Annotated in this window: 13 protein-coding genes; all 13 read right to left on the bottom strand. The window is 70.6% G+C overall.

All coding sequences use genetic code 11. The annotated features are described in order from the left end of the window. Positions 1-6: 6 nt before the first annotated feature. Entirely contained in the window at positions 7-1,071 is a 1,065-nt protein-coding gene (locus DXK32_RS10270) for a protein-glutamate methylesterase/protein-glutamine glutaminase (RefSeq protein WP_114858416.1), read from the bottom strand. Positions 1,072-1,074: 3 nt separating this feature from the next. Next, positions 1,075-1,701 (bottom strand): chemotaxis protein, encoded by a 627-nt coding sequence (locus DXK32_RS10275; protein WP_014241672.1) that lies wholly within the window; start codon positions 1,699-1,701, stop codon positions 1,075-1,077. A 3-nt stretch (positions 1,702-1,704) separates the two neighbouring features. Further along, the gene (locus DXK32_RS10280) at positions 1,705-2,625 is read right to left on the bottom strand and encodes a CheR family methyltransferase (protein WP_114858417.1); all 921 of its coding nucleotides are present in this window, start codon (positions 2,623-2,625) and stop codon (positions 1,705-1,707) included. Then, entirely contained in the window at positions 2,622-5,549 is a 2,928-nt protein-coding gene (locus DXK32_RS33440; protein WP_114858418.1) for a methyl-accepting chemotaxis protein, read from the bottom strand. Before DXK32_RS33440 ends, DXK32_RS10280 begins: the two co-directional genes overlap by 4 nt. A 293-nt stretch (positions 5,550-5,842) precedes the next feature. Further along, positions 5,843-6,400: a chemotaxis protein CheW gene (locus DXK32_RS10290; protein WP_109072098.1), complete on the bottom strand. Its 558-nt coding sequence runs from the start codon at positions 6,398-6,400 to the stop codon at positions 5,843-5,845. 10 nt (positions 6,401-6,410) lie between these two features. After that, entirely contained in the window at positions 6,411-8,642 is a 2,232-nt protein-coding gene (locus tag DXK32_RS10295) for a chemotaxis protein CheA (protein ID WP_114858419.1), read from the bottom strand. Between the two features lie 30 nt (positions 8,643-8,672). Then, positions 8,673-9,050 carry a response regulator gene (locus DXK32_RS10300; protein ID WP_014241666.1) on the bottom strand — a complete coding sequence of 126 codons (378 nt, stop codon included), beginning with the start codon at positions 9,048-9,050 and terminating at the stop codon, positions 8,673-8,675. Next, positions 9,035-9,346 (bottom strand): STAS domain-containing protein, encoded by a 312-nt coding sequence (locus tag DXK32_RS10305; RefSeq protein ID WP_114858420.1) that lies wholly within the window; start codon positions 9,344-9,346, stop codon positions 9,035-9,037. The genes DXK32_RS10300 and DXK32_RS10305 overlap by 16 nt, the downstream gene beginning before the upstream one ends. A gap of 125 nt (positions 9,347-9,471) precedes the next feature. Beyond that, complete coding sequence (locus tag DXK32_RS10310) at positions 9,472-12,270, bottom strand: sensor histidine kinase (RefSeq protein WP_114858421.1); 2,799 nt, start codon at positions 12,268-12,270, stop codon at positions 9,472-9,474. Position 12,271: 1 nt separating this feature from the next. Next, positions 12,272-12,505 (bottom strand): hypothetical protein, encoded by a 234-nt coding sequence (locus DXK32_RS10315; protein ID WP_114858422.1) that lies wholly within the window; start codon positions 12,503-12,505, stop codon positions 12,272-12,274. After that, complete coding sequence (locus DXK32_RS10320; protein ID WP_114858423.1) at positions 12,502-14,709, bottom strand: 3'-5' exonuclease; 2,208 nt, start codon at positions 14,707-14,709, stop codon at positions 12,502-12,504. Before DXK32_RS10320 ends, DXK32_RS10315 begins: the two co-directional genes overlap by 4 nt. Beyond that, positions 14,706-15,110 carry a response regulator transcription factor gene (locus DXK32_RS10325; RefSeq protein ID WP_114858424.1) on the bottom strand — a complete coding sequence of 135 codons (405 nt, stop codon included), beginning with the start codon at positions 15,108-15,110 and terminating at the stop codon, positions 14,706-14,708. The genes DXK32_RS10320 and DXK32_RS10325 overlap by 4 nt, the downstream gene beginning before the upstream one ends. Positions 15,111-15,329: 219 nt before the next feature. Continuing rightward, positions 15,330-15,798, bottom strand: a 469-nt coding sequence (locus DXK32_RS10330) for an SPOR domain-containing protein (RefSeq protein WP_205215689.1), incomplete at its 5' end; no start/stop codon positions are given.

The raw sequence follows: 15,798 nt of genomic DNA on the forward strand, positions 1-15,798 counted from the left end.
TGCTCCTCAGTTCGCGCGCGTGCGGTGTTCGCCGATGGCGTCGAACGCGCGCAGCATCTCGGCCGGTATCTGCGCCAGCGGCAGTTCGACGGCGACCGCCCCGGCGTCCCGGGCGGCGCGCGGCATGCCGTAGACGACGCAGCTCGATTCCTGTTCGCCGATGGTATAGGCCCCCGCGTCGCGCATCGCCAGCATGCCCGACGCTCCGTCGCGGCCCATGCCGGACAGGATCACCCCCACCGCGTTCGCCCCCGCCGCCTTGGCGACGGACGAGAACAGCACGTCCACCGACGGGCGGTGGCCGCTGACCGCCGGCCCGTCCTGGATGTGGCAGGAATAGCCCTGGGCGTCGCGGATGATGACCAGATGCCGGTCGCCGGGGGCGATGTAGACCTTGCCCTGGACCAGCCGGGCGCCCTGGGTGGCGACCTCCACCGAGGGCGGCGAGATGCGGTCGAGCCGGGCGGCGAAGCTGGGGACGTAGCTGGGTCCCATATGCTGGGTGATGACGATGGGCGGGCAGTCGGCGGGCATGACCGCCAGCACGTCGCGGATGCGCTCCACCCCGCCGGTCGAGGCGCCGATGGCGATGAAGCGGGTGCCCGACCCGGCGCGGCGCGGCGTCTGGAGGGGCGAGGTCGCGGGCTTGGGCCGCCGCATTGACAGGCGGGCGGTGGCGGCGATGCGGATCTTGCCGACCAGCTCGTGGGCCATCGCCTCGAAGCCGTGGCCCTCCGAGCCGTCGGGCTTGGCCACGCAGTCCACCGCGCCGATCTCCAGCGCGCGGATCGTCGCCTCCGACCCCTCCTGGGTCAGGGAGGAGACCATGACGACCGGCGTCGGGCGCAGCGTCATGATCTTCTCCAGGAAGGACAGCCCGTCCATCCGCGGCATCTCGACGTCCAGCGTGACGACGTCCGGGTTGGTCCGCTTGATGACGTCCCGCGCTTCGTAGGGGTCGCGGGCGACGCCGACGACCTCGATGCCGGGCTCGTCCGAGATGACGGCCTTCAGCATCTCCCGCATCAGGCTGCTGTCGTCCACGATCACGACGCGGATGGAGCGTGTCATGGCTCAGTCCTCCCCGAACAGTTCCACGTCGCCCTCGATCGGCTGGTGCCGCAGGCTGGAGCGGAAATGCAGTTCCTGGTTCGCCGTCTCCGACAGGGCCTCCGGCCGCAGCATCTTGCGCATGGCCTTGCCGGTGTGGGGAAAATAGTGGATGCGCCGGGCCGACGCGCCGCCCAGGTCCTGGCCCATCAGCTTCAGCCCCTCCCGCCGCACGTAGTCGAGCGCGAAGGCGGCGTTGCGCTGGCCGACGTCGAAGCTGGAATCGATGACGCGGGCGCCGCCGAACAGCTTGACCTCAAGCCGCCCGCGCTGGGCGCCGCGCGCCAGCAGGTCGTTGATCAGCCGCTCCATGGCGACCGAGCCGTAGCGTGCCGCCGCCCCGGTGCCGGCGTCCTCGGACTCCGGCACCTCGGGCAGCAGGAAATGGTTCATGCCGCCGATCGCCGTCGCCGGGTCGTGGACGCAGGCGGCCACACAGGAGCCCAGCGTCGTCACCATCATCACATCCGAGCGGTCGCTGACCAGATGGTGGCCGAGGAAGACCTTCATCGTGTGGGCGCGGAACTGCGGGTGGAAGTAGCCGCCGGTCTGCCGGGCCTCCGCCGCACGGCGGCTTGCGAATGCGGTCATGCGTCACAGCCTCCGGTAGATGGTGGGGCCGGTCTGGCGGAAGCGGTCCGACACGCCGTAGAGGCTCTCCGAGTGGCCGAGGAACAGATAGCCGCCGGGCTCCAGCAGGCGGGCGAAGTTGCCGATGACCTGGGTCCGCCCGACGCGGTCGAAATAGATCAGCACGTTGCGGCAGAAGATCGCGTCGAACGGCCCCTTCATGGGCCAGTGCTCCAGCAGGTTCAGCGGCTTGAAGGTGATCAGCCGCTTCAGCTCCTCTTCCATCGCCACCATCGGCTCGCCGCCCTCGCGCTGGCGCCGGGTGAAGCGGTCGCGCAGGGGGGCCGGGATGCTGTTCGCCAGTTCGGCGGGATAGACGCCGCGCCGGGCGGTGTCGACCATGTGGGTGTCGATGTCGGTCGCCAGGATCTTCGCGTCCCAGCGCCGCAGCTCCGGCCCGAAGCTGGAGGCCAGGACCATGGCGATGGTGTAGGGCTCCTGCCCGGAGGAGCAGCCCGCCGACCAGATGCGCAGCCGTGGATGGGAGGATTCCCCGGCGTGGCGGGCGCGCATTTCCGGCACCGCCGTCTTCGCCAGGAAGTCGAAATGGTGCGATTCGCGGAAGAAGCTGGTCAGGTTGGTGGTCAGGGCGTTGACCAGGAAGCCGACCTCGTTCGCCCCCTCCTCGCTCTCCAGCAGGGCGCAGTAGGTGTCGAAGTCCGGCAGGCGCAGGTCGCGCAGCCGCCGGGCGAGGCGAGAATAGACCATCTCGATCTTGTGCGGGGCCAGCGCGATCCCGGCGAGCTGGTAGAGCATGCGGGCGATGAAGTCGAAGTGCCGCCGCTCGAACGGGAACTCCCGCCGGCCCGACGTCGCCGGGGGGATGGCGCCGCGGTCGGCCGCGTCCGAGGCCAGGGCCGGGGAAGGGCTGGGGCTTGTGGTCATGCCGCCCGCCCACGGGCCTGGGCCCGCGCTTCGCCGGCCAGCTTGTCCAGCAGGCCGAGCACGATGCCCGACAGCCGGTCGAGATCGGCCAGGGCCTGCGCCTCGGCGGCGTCGTCTCCCTGCTCATGGGCGCGCAGGGCGCGCTTGCCGGCCTCGTGGAAGCGGGCGTGCGGCTCGGCGATCCGGTCGAAGGACGGGCAGGAGCGCACGGCGGCGTCGCTCACCGTGTCGTACCATTTGCCCAGGCGGCAGCCGTGATGGTCGGCCAGCCGGTCCGCGGTGGCCTCGCCGTGGCCCTGGACGGTCTTCAGCACGGTGTCGCGGAAGGTCACATGGTCGATCTTGGTGTTCTCGATGAGCTGGATGTGGCGGGCCAGCTCAGATCCGCCGCGGGCGTGGCCGGCATCCAGCGAGAAGAAGGCCATCTGCTGGCGCAGCTGACCGGCCTGCTCCTCCAGCGAGCGGGCGGCGGCGGTGCTTTCCTCGACCAGCGCCGCGTTCTTCTGGGTCATCTCGTCCATCTGGGCGACGGCGGTGTTGACCTCGTCCAGGCCGGACGCCTGTTCGGCGGTGGCGCGGGCGATCTCCGACACGAGGTCGGCGACCCGCGCGATGCCCGCCACGATGTCGGTCAGCGAGGAGCCGGCGGAGCGGACCAGCTCCACCCCGTCCTTGACCTGCGCCCCGCTGTCGAGGATCAGCGTCTTGATCTCCTTGGACGCCTGGGCGGAGCGCTGGGCGAGGTTGCGCACCTCCTGGGCCACCACGGCGAAGCCGCGCCCGGCGTCGCCGGCCCGCGCCGCCTCGACCGCCGCGTTCAGCGCCAGCAGGTTGGTCTGGAAAGCGATCTCGTCGATCACCCCGATGATGTCGGAAATCTTCTGCGACGAGCGCTCGATCCCGCGCATCGCCTCGACGGCGCTGGCGGCGACCTGACCACCCTTCTCGGCGGCGCGGCGGGCGTCGTTGGCGAAGCTGTTGACCTGCTGGGCGTTGTCGGCGTTGGAGCGGACGGTGGCCGCCAACTCCTCCATGCTCGCCGCCGTCTCCTCGAGGGACGACGCCTGCTGCTCCGTCCGCTCGGACAGGTCGAGACTGCCGTCGGCGATCTCGCGGCTGGCCGCGGCGATGGATTCGGCGGCGCCGTTGATGCGGCGGACGATTTCCGACAGCTTTTCCGCCGTGCCGTTGAAATCGTCCTTCAGGCGCAGGAACACGCCCTCGTACGGCTTGTCGATGCGCCGCGACAGGTCGCCCTGCGACAGCGACTCCAGCATGGCGGCCAGATCCTCGGTCACGCCGGAGACGTTGGCGGCCAGCCGGTTCATGCCCTCGCTGACCAGCCGGAAGAAGCCGGTCTTGCCGTCGAGCGCGATCCGCTGCGCAAAGTCGCCGCGCACGGCGCTGTCGACCATGCCGGCGATCTCCGCCTCGATGGACAGCTCGGCGGTCAGGTCGCGCCATTCGACGACGAGGCCCAGCTTCTCGCCGTGGCGCCCGGCGACCGGGCTGGCGGTGATCTCGAAGCTGCGGCGGCCCGCCTTGATCATGCCCTTGTGGGGGCTGGCGAGGCCGGTCAGGCTGTTGCGCAGGCGCGGGGCCTCGGTGTCCAGCGCGTCGAGGGTCTGTCCGATCAGCCCGGCGGCGTCGAAGGCGGGCAGGGCCTTGCGCAGGTCGCTCTCGGCGGCCTTGAACATCGCGAGCGCGGCGGCGTTGCAGTAGGTGACGGTCCCGTCCTCGCCCACCGTCATGATGCAGGACGACACGCGGTCGAGCGCGATCCCCGCCCGCACGGCGGTCACCGCGTCCTCCTTGAAGGCGGCGACGGCGCGGGCCATCGCGCCCAGCTCGTCGCGCCCGTCGGTGTGGGGGACGGTGACCGACAGATGGCCGTCGCTGAGGTCGGTCATCACCTTGCGGATGCCCTGGACCGGGCCGGTGATCGAGCGGGCGATGACCTGCGCGGCGCCGATTCCCAGCAGCAGCGACAGGCCGCCCAGCACCAGGGCCAGCAGGACGCTGTTCTCCACCTCGGTCTCGGCGCGGGCCTCGATTCCCTTCTGCTCGGCGTGGATGGCGGTGGCGATGGAGTCGAGCGTCGCGGTCAGGGCGGTGACGATCTTGGCGACGATCTCGGCGCGCAGGCGGTCGATCTCCTTGTCGGCGGCGACGGCGTCGCGGAAGGCGGCGCGGTAGCCCGGCGCCCGTTCCGCCACTTCGCGCAGCAGCGCCGCCACGCGGGGTTCGGTCAGCAGGGCCTGCGCCTCGCGCACATGCTCCAGCATCTCGTCCAGGTTCTTTTCCATCGGCGCCGCGGCGGCCGCGTCGCGCATGCCGAGCGCGCGGTTGGCGAAGAGGCGGCTCAGCACCCAGTGCTTCTCCATCTCCTCGCCGACCAGGGCGGCGTCCTTGTCGCCGGTTGCCTGGGCGCCCTCGACGACGCGCTCCAGCGTCTCGGTGATCTGGGTGCCCAGCGGGTCCATGGTCTGGCGGATGGCCGCGTCGTAGCGGTCGCGGACGACGCGGATCGCCTCGAACTGGGTGTGGTACTCGCTGTGCAGCCGCGCCAGCTCGGCGAAGGCCGCCGCCTGGCTGGAGCGCTGAATGGCGCCCTCGTGGGCGGCGAGCGCCTGATCGAACTCGGTGCGCAACGCGCGCTGGCGGTTGAGCGCGGCGGGGTCGCCGGAGACCAGATAGTCGCGCCCGTGGATGCGCTGGTTGGCGAGGCGGGCCGAGAGGTCCTTGGCGAAGGTGGCGAGTTCGCCGCCGGTGAGCACCGCGTCGACGCTGCCGTTCAGGCTGCGGATGCTCAGCAGGCTGGCGGCGACCTGGGCGGCCAGCAGGGCGAGCAGGAGCGCGAAGGCCAGCCACAGCCGCTTCGAGATGCCCATCGACCCAACGAACGAACCGACCCCTTTCGCCATGCCATCCCCCTTGCCCGCCGCGTCGTCCCGGCGTTAGCCCTTATTTGAAACAAACCCGTGTGAAAAGCCGCGACATGACGCACCCACCGTGTCGCTGCTTTTGATGTCCCCTCTCCCCTCTGGGGAGAGGGTTAGGGTGAGGGGGGTGTGCGTGGCGCCACGTCCGGCACAAGCGCGACCCCCTCACCGGCCCTTCGGGCCACCCTCTCCCCGCTTTCGGCGGACCGAAGGTCCGCCTGTCGCGTCAGCGCAAACGAAGTTTGCGCGTGAGCGGAGGGGAAAGGGCTATCCAATCAGGACGCCCGCTCCAGCGCCGGCAAGGCCTTGGTCGCCGAGTCCAGCTCGCTGTTCTCCACCGAGAACAGCTTCTCGACGCTCAGCAGAGTGACCATGCGGTCGTCGGCGGTGTAGAGGCCGCTGAGATACTCGGCGTCGACCATGCCGCCGTCCACGTCGGGTGGCGGCTTGATGGCGTCGTGGCCGATCGCCAGGATGTCGGAGATGGCGTCGACCAGGATGCCGCGGGTGCGTTCCCCCACCTGGATCACCACCACGACGTGGCGCTTGGTGACCGACGTGGCGCCACCGCCGAAGCGGGCGCGCAGGTCGAAGATGGGGATGATGATGCCGCGCAGATTGATGACGCCGCGCACATAGTCCGGCAGGTTCGGCAGGCGGCTTTCCGGCGTCCAGCCGCGGATCTCGCGGACCGACAGGATGTTGACGCCGTACTCCTCGCTGCCGACGGTGAAGGTGACGTACTGCTCCTCGGCGGCGTTGACCGCCATGACGTCGTTTCGCGCGTCGGTGCGGGTACCGCCGACGGTGGCGAGCGCGGTGGAACTGCTCATCGCTGTGGCCTCAGACCGGTTCGAGTGCGGGTGCGGGCAGCGCGGCCACCGGCGGACGCGGCGCCCTGGAATCCATGTGCCGGCTCATCTCGCGCAGGCCGGCGACGTCCAGGATCAGGGCAACGCGCCCGTCGCCCAGGATGGTCGCGGCGGCCACGCCGTCGAGGCGGCGGAAGTTCGCTTCCAGGCTCTTGATGACGACCTGCTGCTGGCCCAGCACCTCGTCCACGACGAGGCCGAGGCGGGAGCCGTCCTCCGTCTCCACCAGCACGACCAGCGCGCCGGTGGGGTCGGCGACGGCGCCGGGGATGCCGAACAGCTGGTGCAGGTAGACCAGCCGCACATACTCGCCGCGGGCCATCATCACGTCGCACTTGCCGACCAGCCCGTGCAGGTCCGCCGCCTTGGGGCGCAGGCTCTCCACGATGTTGGTCAGCGGCAGGACGAAGCGCTCCTCGCCGACCGAGATGACCATGCCGTCGAGCACGGCCAGGGTCAGCGGCAGCGACAGCACGAAGCGCGAGCCCTCGCCCGGCGTCGAATAGACGCCGATGCGCCCGCCGAGCGAGGTGATGTTCCGCCGCACCACGTCCATGCCGACGCCGCGTCCCGACAGGTTGGACACCTGGTCGACGGTGGAGAAGCCGGGCAGGAAGATCAGGTTGTCGATGTCCTCGTCCGACAGGGTGGCACCCGGCGGAACGAGCCCCTTCTCGATGGCCTTGGACAGCACCTTGGGCCGGTTGATGCCGCGCCCGTCGTCGGTGATCTCGATGACGATGCGGCCCGAGCGGTGCTGCGCCGACAGATGCACGGTGCCGGCGCGCGGCTTGCCGACGCGCTCCCGCTCCTCCGGGCCTTCCAGCCCGTGGTCGATGGAGTTGCGGATCATATGGGTCAGCGGATCGACGAGGTTCTCCACCACCGTCTTGTCCACCTCGGTCGTCTCGCCGCTGGTGACGAGCTGGACCTCCTTGCCGGTGGTGGCGGCGCACTCGCGGACCAGCCGCGGCATGCGGGAGAAGACGCTCGACACCGGCTGGGCGCGGATCGACATCACGCTTTCGCGCAGCTCGCGGGTGTGCTGGGCCAGCTGCTCCAGCCCTTCCAGAAGCTCCTGGAACTCGCCGGGGGGCAGCTCGCGCACATGCTCGGCGATCATCGCCTGGGTGATGACCATCTCGCCGACCATGTTGACCAGCCGGTCGATCTTGTCGAGATCGACGCGGATGGTGTGGCTGGTCAGCCCGGCGTGCTCCGCGCCGCCGCCGTTGGGGCGCGGACGGGCAGCCTCGGCCTTCGGGGGCTCGGCTTTTGGCGCTTCGGGGGTCGCGGCGACCACCGCCGGCGGGGCGGCCGTCGCGACGGGCACCGGATCGGTGACGGGGGGCGGTGCTTCGGCGGCGGGCGGCGGGGCCTCCGCGGTGATGCGGATGTCGCAGTCGTCGGCGACGAACTCGAAGACGTCGTTGATCTTGTCCAGATCGACGTCCGCGTCGGCGATCAGCGTGACCGTCCAGGAGAGGTGGAGAAGCTCCGCCTCCAGGTTCTGGAGGGTGGGCAGGGCGTCGGTGTGGCATTCGACGGTGGCGTCGCCCAGCCGGCGCAGTGCGCGCAGCATGAAGGCCGGCTCGTTGCCCGACATCAGCAGGTCGGACCGCGGCCGGAAGACGATGGTCCAGCGCAGCTTGCCGGGGGGAACCGGGTCCTCCTCCGCGCGGGCGGCGGCGATGGCGGCCATGGCGTCGCCGAACAGCCCGGCCTCGTCGTCCTCGTCGTCGGCGTAGACAGCGGCAGGAACGGGCGCGGGTGCCGGTGCGGCTGGAGCGGCCGCCGGAGCCTGGGCCGGCTGAGCACCGCCCGACAGGTGGCGGCGCAGGGCGGCCACGGTGCCGTCGGTGGTCCCCGCCGGAGCGGAATCGCCCTCGCGCGCGTAGGCCAGCATCTGGCCCAGCAGGTCGTTGGCGCGGATCAGCGTGTCCACCAACTCGGTCGTGACGGGGATGGTGTTGTTGCGCACCCCGTCCATCACCGTCTCGAACTCGTGCGCGAAGGCGACGAGGTCGGTGAAGCCGAAGGCGCCGCCGCCGCCCTTGATCGAATGGACGGCGCGGAAGATGGCGTTGACCTCGTCGGAATCGACCTCGCCCGGCGTCAGCCGCAGCAGGCCGGATTCGGCGACCTCCAGCAGCTCCGCGCTTTCGTCGAAATAGGTTTGCTTGAACCGGCTCAGGTCTTCCACGGGCGCCCCCTCACAAGCCAGGACGCGGCGTCAGCCGCAGACCTTCTGAACGACGGAGATCAGCTTTTCCGGGTTGAAGGGCTTCACGATCCAGCCGGTCGCCCCCACCGCCCGGCCTTCGGACTTCTTCTTCTCGTCGGCCTCGGTGGTCAGCATCAGGATGGGCAGCGTGCGGTGCGCCGGGGTGGCGCGCAGGCGGCGGATCAGGGTCAGCCCGTCCATCACCGGCATGTTCAGGTCGGTGATGACGAGGTCCACCTTGTTGGCGCCGATGACGCCCAGCGCCTGCTGGCCGTCGGCGGCCTCGACCACGTCGTAGCCGGCGCCCTTCAGCGTGAAGGAGACCATGTCCCGCATGGTCCGCGAATCGTCGACGGTGAGTACCTTCTTCTTCACGCTTGGCTCCATTGCTTCAACCAGCCGTCCAGCCCCAGATCCTCGCAGGCTTCCGCCAGGACCTCGGACGGCTGGGCGATGGCGAACGTACGGTTCTGTTCGGCGGCGTGCCGGGAGGCGACCAGGAGCGCCTGGACGCAGGCGGTGCTGACCCGCTCCACGGCCGCGGCCTCGGCGATGATGGTCCGGGACGCGGCGAAGCCGGCGCGCAGGCTGTCCAGCAGGGGCTGCGCCATGGCGAGGTCGAGGTCGCTGGGCAGGCCCAGCCGCACCGTCCCACCTTCGTCGCTCCACTTGATCAAAGTCACCGCCCGTCTCCTTGCAACCCGACCGGGCAACGCCCCGTCCGGGAGACTGTTCATGTCCGGCATTTGGTAAAAAACCTGCCTGAAACACGTATAAGGATTCGTTAAGGCAACTGGACTGACCTGTGTCAACCGGAGCGCGTTCCGGCTGTGCGGTCCGGTTCTTTCGCGGTTTGATCGTTTTGTGACACGGCCGTTCCCTCTGTTGCCGCTGTCGCCAAAGGAACGGTGAAGGCGAAGGTGGCGCCCTTGCCGGGGGCGCTGTCGACCCGGATGCGGCCGCCGAGATGCTCGACGATGCGCTTGCTGATGGCCAGCCCCAGCCCGGTGCCCTGCGGCTTGTCGGTCATCGTGTCGCCGACCTGCCGGAAGCGGTCGAAGACGATGGCCTGATGCTCCGCGGCGATGCCGGGGCCGCTGTCGGTGACGGACACGCGCAGATGGTCGTCCTCCACCGCGACGGACAGCGCGGCCCGGCCGCCCGCCGGGGTGAATTTCGCGGCGTTGGACAGCAGGTTCACCGCCACCTGGACCAGCCGGTCATGGTCGCCGCGCACCGGCGGCAGGCCGTGCGGGATGGTGACCGCCAGCGCGATGCCGCGCTCGTGGAACAGCCGGGCGGTGGCCGCCGCCGCTTGCTCCAGCGCGGCGCCGAGGTCCATCGGGCGGACCTGCCAGTCGATCTCCCCGGCCTCGATCTTGGCCATGTCGAGGACCTGGTTGATGAGGCGGGTCAGCCGCTCGCTCTCGGTGATGACGAGGCCGAGGAACTCCTGCCGCTGCTCCAACTCGATGTCGGGATTGTCGTGCAGCACCTCGGTCAGGGCGCGGATGGAGGTCAGGGGCGTGCGCAGCTCGTGCGTCACGGTGGACAGGAACTCGTCCTTCAGCCGGTCCAGCTCCGTCAGCCGTTCGTTGGCGGCGCGCAGCGCGGCCGAGGCGCGCTGCAGCTCCGCCGTCCTGTGTTCGAGTTGGCGGCTGTATTCGATGACGTGGCTGGTCTCGTCGAGCATCCGCATCAGCTCGGGGTAGCTGACCTCGCCGCCCTCCACCGCGGAGGCCAGCGCCACCCGCGCTGAGGCGGCGCCGATCGCCCCGGCGAGCAGCCGCTCGGCGAAGCGCACCAGCTCCGCCCCGGCCCGGCGGTCCGGCTCCTGCGGGCCATGGCGGCGGATATGCTGGGCGAAGGCCGCCTCCGCCCGCTGCGGACCGAGGAAGCGCGCGACGATCCGTTGCAGGTCGCCGACCGTGGCGGTGCCGCGCCACGCGCCCGCGGGCAGGGGGGTGTCGCGGTGCTGGAACACCTCGACGAAGGCGGTGGCCTGCGCCCGCTCGCCCAGGCCGGGCCGGTCGAGCAGGGAGACCACGACGTAGAGCCCGATGTTGAGCAGCATGCTCCAGAACAGGGCGTGGGTCAGCGGGTCCATGCCGTCCAGCCCGAACAGGGCGTAGGGCCGCAGCAGGGCGACGCCCCATGGCCCCTGGTCGATGAAGGAGGCGGGCAGCCAGCCGGAGCGCGCGAAGCTGGGCAGCAGCAGCGTGTAGGCCCAGGTCAGGATGCCGGCGCCGAGGCCGGCCAGCGCGCCGCGCCGGGTCGCCCCCGCCCAGTAGACGCCGCCGATCAGCGCCGGGGCGAACTGCGCCACCGCCGTGAAGGAGATCAGGCCGATGGCGCTCAGCGCGTAGGCCGAGCCGGCGATGCGGAAATACAGGTAGCCGAGCAGCAGGATCGCTACGATGGCGGCGCGCCGGATGGTCAGCAGCAGCGGCGACAGGTCGTGCAGCCGCTCCAGCCGGGCGCTGCGGGCGCGCAGCAGAAGCGGCATCACGATGTCGTTGCACACCATGGTGGACAGCGCGATGGCCTCGACCACGATCATGCCGGTGGCCGCCGACAACCCGCCGATGAAGGCCAGAAGCGCCAGCCACTCGCTCCCGGCGGCCAGCGGCAGCGCCACCACGAACATGTCCGGGTCCACCGCCTGTTCCGGGAAGCGGATCAGCCCCGCCACCGCCACCGGCAGGACGAACAGGTTGATCAGCAGCATGTAGAGCGGGAACAGCCACAGGGCGCGGGTCAGGTGCCGCTCGTCCACATTCTCGATCACCGTCACCTGGAACTGGCGGGGCAGGCAGAGCACCGCCGCCATCGACAGCAGCGTCATGGTCAGCCACGAGCCGTCGGCCAGCGCCGGGGCGGAGGTGAACAGGTCGCGGATCGCCGGATGCTCGGCGGCCGTGGCGAACAGCTCGGTCGGGCCGTCGTGGAGCCCCCAGACCACCGCGGCGCCGACCGCCAGGAATGCGACCAGCTTGACCACCGATTCGAAGGCGATGGCCGCCACCATGCCCTCGTGATGCTCCGCCGCGTCGATGTGCCGCGTGCCGAAGATGATGGCGAAGGCCGCCATGACCACCGCCACGTAGAAGGCGTTGTCCAGCACGACGGGCAGGGACAGCCCGCCGGTGGCGCCGGACGGGTCGGTGCCCCACAGCACGTCGAAGCTGACCGCCACCGCCTTGAGCTGCAGGGCGATGTAGGGCGTCACCCCGATCACCGCGGTCAGCGCCACCAGCCCGCCCAGCCCCTGGCTGCGCCCGTAGCGCGATGCGATGAAGTCGGCGATGGAGGTGATGCGCTGCGCCTTGGCGATGCGCAGGATCTTGCGCAGGACCAGCGGCCCCAGCAGCATCAGCAGGGTCGGGCCGAGATAGATCGGCAGGAAGCCGATGCCCAGCGACGCCGCACGCCCGACCGAGCCGTAGAAGGTCCAGGTCGTGCAGTAGACCGCCAGCGAGAGCGCGTACACGTACGGCGAGGCGATGACGCTGCGCCCGCCGTCGGCCCGCCGGTCCGCCCACCAGGCGATGGCGAAGAGGAGGAGCAGGTAGGCGAAGCTGGCGGCAACGATCGCGGGCCAGGGCATGTCAGCGCCCCCTGCGTTCCAGAAGCACCGCCGACAGCGCGATCACCCCGCCCCACACCCCCAACGCGTACACGTACAGCAGGGGCAGGCCGAACAGCGTGTCCCCGGCGCCGAAGACGCGCAGCAGCGGCGGGTTGAAGGCGACCACGCCGAACAGGAACAGCGCGATCAGGCGGTCGGCGCCCGCCCGGCGCGGTGGAGGGGGTGCGGGGTGCGGGGCGGACCCGTTGGTCAAAAGGCGCGCTCCCGCGCCGCCAGCTCGACGATGATGTTGGCGCCGCGGATGGCGTCGTCGAGCGTGCGGACGTCGCGTTCCTTGAGCATCTCGACCATGCGCAGGAAGACCGCGGCGGTGACGAGGCTGTCGCCCAGCGCCGTGTGGCGGTCCACCACCTCGATCCCCAGCCGCTCGGCGATGCCGTCCAGCGTGTGGTCGCCGCCCTCGCCGAGCAGCATCCGCGACAGCAGCATGGTGTCGAGCACCGGGCTGTCGAAACGCACGCCCGAGACCCGTTCCTTCATCTTCAGGAATTTCAGGTCGAAGGCGGCGTTGTGGGCGATCAGCACCGCGCCCGACACGAAGCCGCGGAACTGCGGCAGCACCTTGTCGATGGTCGGCTTGTCGGTGACCATGGCGTCGGTGATGCCGTGGAAGGGGATCGATTCCGCCGGGATGCTCCGCTTCGGGTTGACCAGCGTGTTGAAGGTCTCGCCGGTCAGGATGCGCCCGCCGACGACGCGCACGGCGGCGATCTGGATGATCTCGTCGCCGGTGCTGGGTGACAGGCCCGTCGTCTCGGTGTCGAAGACCACGTAATGGAGTTGGTCGAGCGGGGTGCGGCCAAGCTCGCTGGTGGCCAGCGGCTGGTGCAGCAGGTTGAAGTCGAAGAATTCCGGCCGCGCCCCGCCGCGCGCCGCGATGTGGGCCGAGGGCGGCTTCAGCGCCGGCGGCAGCGGCACGCGCAGGCGCGACAGCAACTCGCCCTCCGCCCCCGGCCCCTTCACCGGCTCGCTCCACATCGTGCTCTTGTGGTGCTGGAGCACGTCCCCGACGGTCAGCCCGCCCAGCGCGTCGGGCAGCGGGTGGTCGAGCCAACTGTCCACGATGCCGCTGGGCACCGACGGGCCGCGCCAGGTGATGTCGAGATAGACCCAGCTGTCCCCCGGCTCCACCGACAGGTCGTAGGCGGGAACCCCGGTCAGCGCGTAGACGTACTCGATCAGATAGCCGAACAGGATGACGAGGCTGTAGCTGTCGCCGTGCACCCACTGCGGCAGCCCGGTCAGCGTCACGCCGTACTGGGCGTCCGGCCCGACCCGGTGGCGGATCAGGTTGATCAGGTTGGTGGAGTGGATGTCGCTCATCGGCCAGGAGCCGGTGACGACGCTGCGGTATTCGTTGGTGACGCGGGCCAGCCGCTCCGACAGGGTGTTGGACGACTCCATCAGCGCGGCCTGGAAGGCGGCGCGCTCCTCCGGACCCAGTTCCGGCGTGTCGTCCAGCGTCTCCAGCACGGCGCGCAGATTGGCGATGGGCGCGCAGAAACCCTCCGTCGCCTCGCGCAGCAGGGCGTCGCGCTGGCCGAGCGCGGCCAACTCGCTGGTGGCGTCCGACAGGGTGATGACATAGCCGGTGATGGTCGGCGGCTCGTCCGAGCCCTCCGGCGGGTCCTGCAGGATAGCGCTCATGCGCCCGGCCAGCAGGATGTGCCCATCGGTGGTGGCGCCGACGAACTGGGCGGTGGTGCCATGCTCGTGGTTGACGTGCCGCCCCTCGCGCACGCGGAGCGTCAGCCGCTCCAGCGTGTGGATGACCGGCTCCGCCACCACGAAATGCAGCAGGGAGCGGCCCAGCCCGAGGTCGCCGGCCAGATGCAGGATGTCCAGCGCCGTCTGGTTGTAGAGCAGGATCTGGTGCTTGAGGTTGCAGACCAGCACGCCTTCGTGCAGATCGCGCAGGACGGCGGCCAGCCGCGTCTTCTGCTCCTCCGCCTTGGCGGTGGACTCCGCGACGGCGCGGGCGGTGTCGCGGCGGGCGGCGGCCAGCTTGTCCGACAGCTCGTTGACCGCCTTGGCCACCGGGGCGAGGTCGCCGTAGCGGGCCAGCGGGATGCGCGCGCCGGTCTTGCCGTCCGCCGCTCCATGGGCGATCAGCCCGGCCTCGCGGCTCAGCGTTTCCGAGGCGCGCAGCAGACGCCGGTCAACCAGCCCCCACAGGCCCCAGACCGCGGCGGTGACGACGGCGGTCATGGTGACCGCATAGGTGACGAAGGCGTTCGGGTCGTTGTTCGCGCTGAAGCCGACCGCGGCCCCGACTGACAGCAGGGGCAGGCCGACGCCGGCGGCGCGGAAGGCCAGCGGGATGATCCGGCGCGGCTCCGCCGGGCTGATCGCCGGAGCGGCGGTCCCGGCGCTTCCGGTGGTCGCCGGGGCGCTCATGGCTGAGGCTCCGCGTTTCCGCCCGCGCTCGCTTCGGGGTCCAGGTACTTGCGGACGGTGGTGACGAGGTCGCGGGTCGAGAAAGGCTTGGTGATGTAGTCGGTGGCGCCCAGCGCCATGCCCTTCTGCCGCTCCACGTCGCGGCTCTTGGCCGTCAGCATGATGATGGGCAGCGACTGGTAGGCGGGGTCGGCGCGCAGCGACTGGCAGACGTCGAACCCGTCGCGCCGCGGCATCATGGCGTCCAGCAGGATCAGGTCGGGCGTGCTTTCCGCAACCGATTCAAGGGCTTCCTCGCCGTTGCGGGCGATGCGCACGGCAAAGCCCGCCTTCTGCAGCAGGACCTGCAGGGAGAGGACGATGCTGGGCTCATCGTCGGCGACCAGGATCGTCGGCTTCATACCAGGGTTTCCTCCGGTTCGCCGGTCTGATGCGCCGGCTTCTTGCGGCTGCGCTTGTTCTAATATGCGTGCCTGTTCAATCCCATGTTAGCGGCAAGGAGAAGGACAGATCAAGACGAAGCCCGCCCGCAATACCGAAATTGCGGACGGGCTTTTGCAAAGGAAAGAAGCGGAATAGAGAGGGGCGACAGTTTGTCGCGGCGGCGCCGTTGCCTGCGCTCAGCGCGTCGAGACGACGATGGGCTGCGCTTCGACCTTGCCCTTCAGCGATGCGGCGGCCTGACGGGCGGCGGCGGTGTCGGCATAGCCGCCGACGCGGACGACGTGCCAGGACCGTTGCTCGGCGTCGGTCCAGTCCAGCGCGTAGGCGTTGAAGCCGAGACCGCGCAGGCGGCGGACCAGCCCCTCCGCGTTGTCGGCCTGCTGGAAGGATCCGACCTGCACGGTGTAGCGCCCGTCCGGAACGCCGGCGGGCGCCGGCGGGGTCAGCACGCCCGAGGACGGCGCCGTGGCGGGCGGAGTGGACGCGGGCGGGGTGGAGGCCGTCTTGGGCGCCGGCCTGGCGGGCTGCGGCGCCGGGCGCGCCACGGCGGCCGGACGCTGGGCCGCGGCCGGTGGGGGCGGGGCCGACAGCATGGCCTGAAGCTCGGCCGTTTCCGTGGTCTTCACGGGGGCCGGCGCCTTGGCG

This window comes from Azospirillum brasilense, assembly GCF_003349955.1.
GTDB classification, from domain to species: Bacteria; Pseudomonadota; Alphaproteobacteria; order Azospirillales; family Azospirillaceae; genus Azospirillum; species Azospirillum brasilense_B.